The sequence below is a fragment of the Acinetobacter johnsonii genome (assembly GCF_048551975.1).
Lineage (GTDB): Bacteria > Pseudomonadota > Gammaproteobacteria > Pseudomonadales > Moraxellaceae > Acinetobacter > Acinetobacter johnsonii_A.
The window spans coordinates 1-282 of the sequence record NZ_JBIMCF010000197.1 but is presented as its reverse complement, the minus strand read 5'-3'; the positions used below and the strand labels follow the sequence as shown (position 1 = coordinate 282).

General features: G+C 50.0%; 1 protein-coding gene. It reads right to left on the bottom strand.

Annotated elements, in window-relative coordinates; all coding sequences use genetic code 11:
* Positions 1-282 (bottom strand): methionyl-tRNA formyltransferase (locus tag ACG9ZB_RS17220; protein ID WP_419326844.1); only part of this gene is annotated, 282 nt, incomplete at both ends.

Sequence of the window (282 nt, the reverse complement as noted above, 5' to 3'; positions counted from 1 at the left end):
GTGCTGCAATACGCTTTCAGAAGCTAAAACTTTGACCGTCGCCTCGGCCCCTTGTTGTGCCAATTTGTCATGCAAACTTGCAGAGGTATCTGGAGCTTCAATCGGGCAGTAGGTTGTATACATCATATCGCCCGTATCCAAACCTGCGGCCATTTTCATAATGGTGACCCCAGTTTCGGTATCTCCAGTAGAAATTGCGCGTTGAATCGGCGCTGCACCCCGCCAGCGGGGCAACAGTGAACCGTGAATGTACAAACAGCCATATTTAGGCGTATCCAAAAC